We start from the raw sequence: 3,565 nt of genomic DNA, 5'->3' as shown, positions 1-3,565 counted from the left end.
AAGCCAGCGCCTTGAGACGCCGGCTTTTATTATCGGCTTATAGCCGATGTGCAAACCACCCGTTTGACGGGTGGTTATGATTAATTATTATTTTGTATAATTTGTAGCTTAGGCGGACGATATTGGTTTACGAATCCATCTAAGGATGCAGATCGAGCCAATTTTCCGCTTTTAAATGCGTTTATTAAAGTATTATAGTCAAAATTTGGAATCATTAGGCCGTAATCAGAATCTTCGGTGTTAAAAACGACTGCGGTAGCCGTTTCTGATACGCCTAGATCACTTGCGATTTTTTGATCTTGACGGAAAGCCTGCTTGGCAAGTTGACTTTGCCGATCCTCAAAAAACATTTCTAAGTCAAGGTGTGAATCATGTGCAATTTTATTAATTAATTCATCGTTGTAATCCAAGCCTTGGTTAATCAGTGCGGATTGTAATTGTAATAGATAATGCCGTCCACGTTTTCGTCCTTGGAAGAGGGCTGCTTTATAATCTAATATTACTTGGTTAAGGGTTTTTGATACTTGTTGTCTTATAGCAAGATCATGGGGATTAAGATGATAATATTTAAGTGTGCTATCGATCGTTTTCATATTGAATAGTGGTACAAATTGATAACTAATTTTTGTATTTAAATCACGATCAATTTTTAACACGTCTTTTTCACACCGTAAACAGCGCATTCCTAATGGATTCACAAAAAGATGAAGTTCGAGCATAATTAACCCCTCCGATCATTTGTATACTCAAAATCCTAATCCTGTGAACATAATTATTTTTGCAAATATCTAACTATTTGTAAAGAATTTAGTTTTAAGATAATTACAAGAGTTATTATTATAAATGTGCTAAAATATACGGAGATTTAACAGGAGGCTGAATTATGATTGAAGATTGGCAGCATTTTTTATTGCCATATCAGCAGGCCGTAAATGAACTAAAAGTCAAATTACGGGGGATGCGAAAGCAATTTCAAGACCAAACGCAACATTCTCCGATTGAATTTGTAACTGGACGAGTAAAGCCAGTTGATAGTATTAAAGAAAAAATGATTAGACGACATGTGCAAGAGGACCGCCTTGAGCAAGATATGCAAGATATTGCCGGTTTACGGATCATGTGTCAATTTGTAGAAGACATTTATAAGGTAGTTGACTTATTACGGCAGCGAAGTGATATGACTATTTTAGAGGAACGAGATTACGTCACCAACGTTAAACCGAGTGGATATCGTTCATATCATATTGTTATTGAATATCCGGTCCAATTGATTACTGGAGAAAAAAGAATATTAGCTGAAATTCAGGTGCGAACCCTTGCGATGAACTTTTGGGCAACGGTAGAACATTCCTTAAATTATAAATATCAAGGTGAGTTTCCTGAGGAGCTATCTGCAAGGTTGCAAAGAGCCGCAGAGGCAGCATTTAAGCTTGATAATGAAATGTCAGAGATTCGAGAAGAAATAAAGGAAGCACAGACATTGTTTTCTAAGCGGAGGTCAACTAATTCTATTAATGAAGATGAGTTAAAGGAGTAAGTTATGAGAATTGGAATATATAATAATGAAACAGCAGAATCTCAACGAGTGACAAAGGTTTTAAAAACCGAAATGAAACGGGCGGGTTTAACTTATGTCGAAAAAAATCCAGAAGTTGTAATAACAATCGGTGGTGATGGCACTTTGTTATCAGCTTTTCATCATTATCAAAAAGATTTAAATAATATTCGCTTTGTTGGAATTCATACTGGGCACTTAGGATTTTATACGGATTGGCGGAGTTTTGAAATTGATGATTTAGTTGATAGTTTAGTAAAAGATAGCGGACAGGCAGTTTCCTATCCCTTACTCGCGATGAAGGCTACCTATTCTGATGGGCAGATAGAGAATTATATTGCACTTAATGAATCAACAATTCGGAATGTTACACGAACAATGGTATGTGATGTGTTTATTAATAATCATCTGTTTGAAAACTTTCGGGGGGATGGTTTATGTATTTCGACGCCAACTGGTTCAACTGCTTATAATAAATCGGTCGGTGGTGCCATTGTCGATCCAAATAGTGTTGGCTTTCAGTTAGCTGAAATGGCTTCACTTAACAACCGGGTTTTTCGGACCCTAGGCTCACCGATTATTTTTGGTGCTGATGCTGAGTTAATCTTGCGTTTGCGTGATGAAAATGGTCATGTGCTTACATGCGATCGTGATCAATGGATGCTTAAAAGCGAGAAAGAACGGTATCTGACTGAATTATCTTATAGAGTATCCAAGCAACGAATATATTTTGCTCAATATCGGCATAATAATTTCTGGAATCGAGTAAAAGATTCATTTATTGGTGGAGTGCATTAATGGAATTTAATTGGATATACGATCATCGCACACCACGGAAATTACGATCGGCATTAAAAATGTATGGGGTTTCTTCTTCGTTATTAAAAGTAGCCATATACCATGGAGGAAAAATGCAAATAAACGGGGTAGATAAGTGGGCCGTTGATACTGTTAATTACCACGATAAGGTAACCTTAATTCTCCCTCCAGAAACTGCTAATGATAATGTGGATGTCAGTGAGGCACCTATCGATATTATTTATGAAGACCAGGATTTTTTAATAATGAATAAACCAGCAGGAGTAGCGACAGTTCCAGCTCATAACGTTCCGGTAGCCGATAGTTTGGTGAATCGGGTAAAAGGCTACTATAAGCGCCAAAACTATGAAAATCAGGTTACCCATGTTGCGACACGTTTAGACCGTGACACCAGCGGCTTAGTTGTTTTTCCTAAACACCGATTTGCTCACGCTATCCTCGATGAACAGTTAAAAAAACATTTAGTTAAGAAAAACTATCTTGCTCTAATTAAAGGAAAGGTTCCTGCAGAGCATGGTTATATTGATGCGCCGATTCAACGCGATCCCAATTCATTTGTAAAAAGAATGGTAGGGAAAGAAGGGAAAGCATCTGTAACTGAATACTGGCGCCAAGAATGTAATGTTCAAGCAAGCCTTATCAAAATTAGGTTGCATACAGGTCGGACACACCAAATTCGCGTTCATTTTGCTAGTCTTGGTTTTCCATTAATTGGCGATAAAATGTATGGTGAAGAATCAGGACTGATTGCTAGACAAGCGCTCCATTGTTATTGGCTAAGCTTTTATAGTCCATTTAAAGGTGAAAATATTATTGTTTCGGCACCATTGCCAAGTGATTTCAAAAATGCTAAAGATGATCTTTTAAGTACAAAAAATTATTAGTAATTGAACTAATTAATAGAAAATTACCAGGAGATAAAATTAATTTGCTTACTGGTAATTTTTTTATAAAAAAGTATTGCAAACAATAAAAATATAGGGTAAAATGTAATTCCTGTCATCAATAAGGCATGAATAAATGATCATATCTATTAAGATTAAATATGGTTGTAAAGTCAATGATTTTTGAAATATATTATAAAAAACTGTTGACATCTACTTGATGACATGATACATTAATAGAGTTGCTGATTGAGTTATCAATCAAAAGGAATTCGAAATTGATTAGAATTTCTTCTTGACAAGCTAA

At 35.9% G+C, this 3,565-nt stretch carries 4 protein-coding genes; 3 read left to right on the top strand and 1 reads right to left on the bottom strand.

The window, feature by feature from the left end; translation table 11 throughout:
* Positions 1-80: 80 nt before the first annotated feature.
* On the bottom strand, positions 81-719 hold the full coding sequence (locus tag AACL61_RS09715; protein ID WP_102817036.1) for a DsbA family protein: 639 nt from the start codon (positions 717-719) through the stop codon (positions 81-83).
* Between the two features lie 164 nt (positions 720-883).
* On the opposite strand from AACL61_RS09715, the gene yjbM reads away from it, so the two are divergent.
* Genes yjbM through AACL61_RS09700 form a run of 3 tightly spaced genes read left to right on the top strand, consistent with a single transcriptional unit; the run spans position 884 to position 3,258 of the window.
* Positions 884-1,537, top strand: coding sequence for a GTP diphosphokinase (yjbM, locus tag AACL61_RS09710; protein ID WP_019251188.1), 654 nt, complete (start codon positions 884-886; stop codon positions 1,535-1,537).
* A gap of 3 nt (positions 1,538-1,540) precedes the next feature.
* Positions 1,541-2,353: an NAD kinase gene (locus AACL61_RS09705; RefSeq protein WP_003672236.1), complete on the top strand. Its 813-nt coding sequence runs from the start codon at positions 1,541-1,543 to the stop codon at positions 2,351-2,353.
* Positions 2,353-3,258, top strand: coding sequence for an RluA family pseudouridine synthase (locus AACL61_RS09700; RefSeq protein ID WP_102817037.1), 906 nt, complete (start codon positions 2,353-2,355; stop codon positions 3,256-3,258). The genes AACL61_RS09705 and AACL61_RS09700 overlap by 1 nt, the downstream gene beginning before the upstream one ends.
* The last annotated feature ends 307 nt before the right edge of the window (positions 3,259-3,565 follow it).

Origin of the sequence: Limosilactobacillus reuteri subsp. porcinus, from assembly GCF_036621895.1 — a bacterium.
Lineage (GTDB): Bacteria > Bacillota > Bacilli > Lactobacillales > Lactobacillaceae > Limosilactobacillus > Limosilactobacillus reuteri_J.
This window is presented reverse-complemented; position numbering and strand designations above follow the sequence as displayed.

Bases quoted from the DNA above. Each gene is read 5' to 3' on its own strand.
- AACL61_RS09715 (WP_102817036.1), bottom strand. From the start codon at position 719: ATGCTCGAACTTCATCTTTTTGTGAATCCATTAGGAATGCGCTGTTTA.
- yjbM (WP_019251188.1), top strand. From the start codon at position 884: ATGATTGAAGATTGGCAGCATTTTTTATTGCCATATCAGCAGGCCGTA.
- AACL61_RS09705 (WP_003672236.1), top strand. From the start codon at position 1,541: ATGAGAATTGGAATATATAATAATGAAACAGCAGAATCTCAACGAGTG.
- AACL61_RS09700 (WP_102817037.1), top strand. From the start codon at position 2,353: ATGGAATTTAATTGGATATACGATCATCGCACACCACGGAAATTACGA.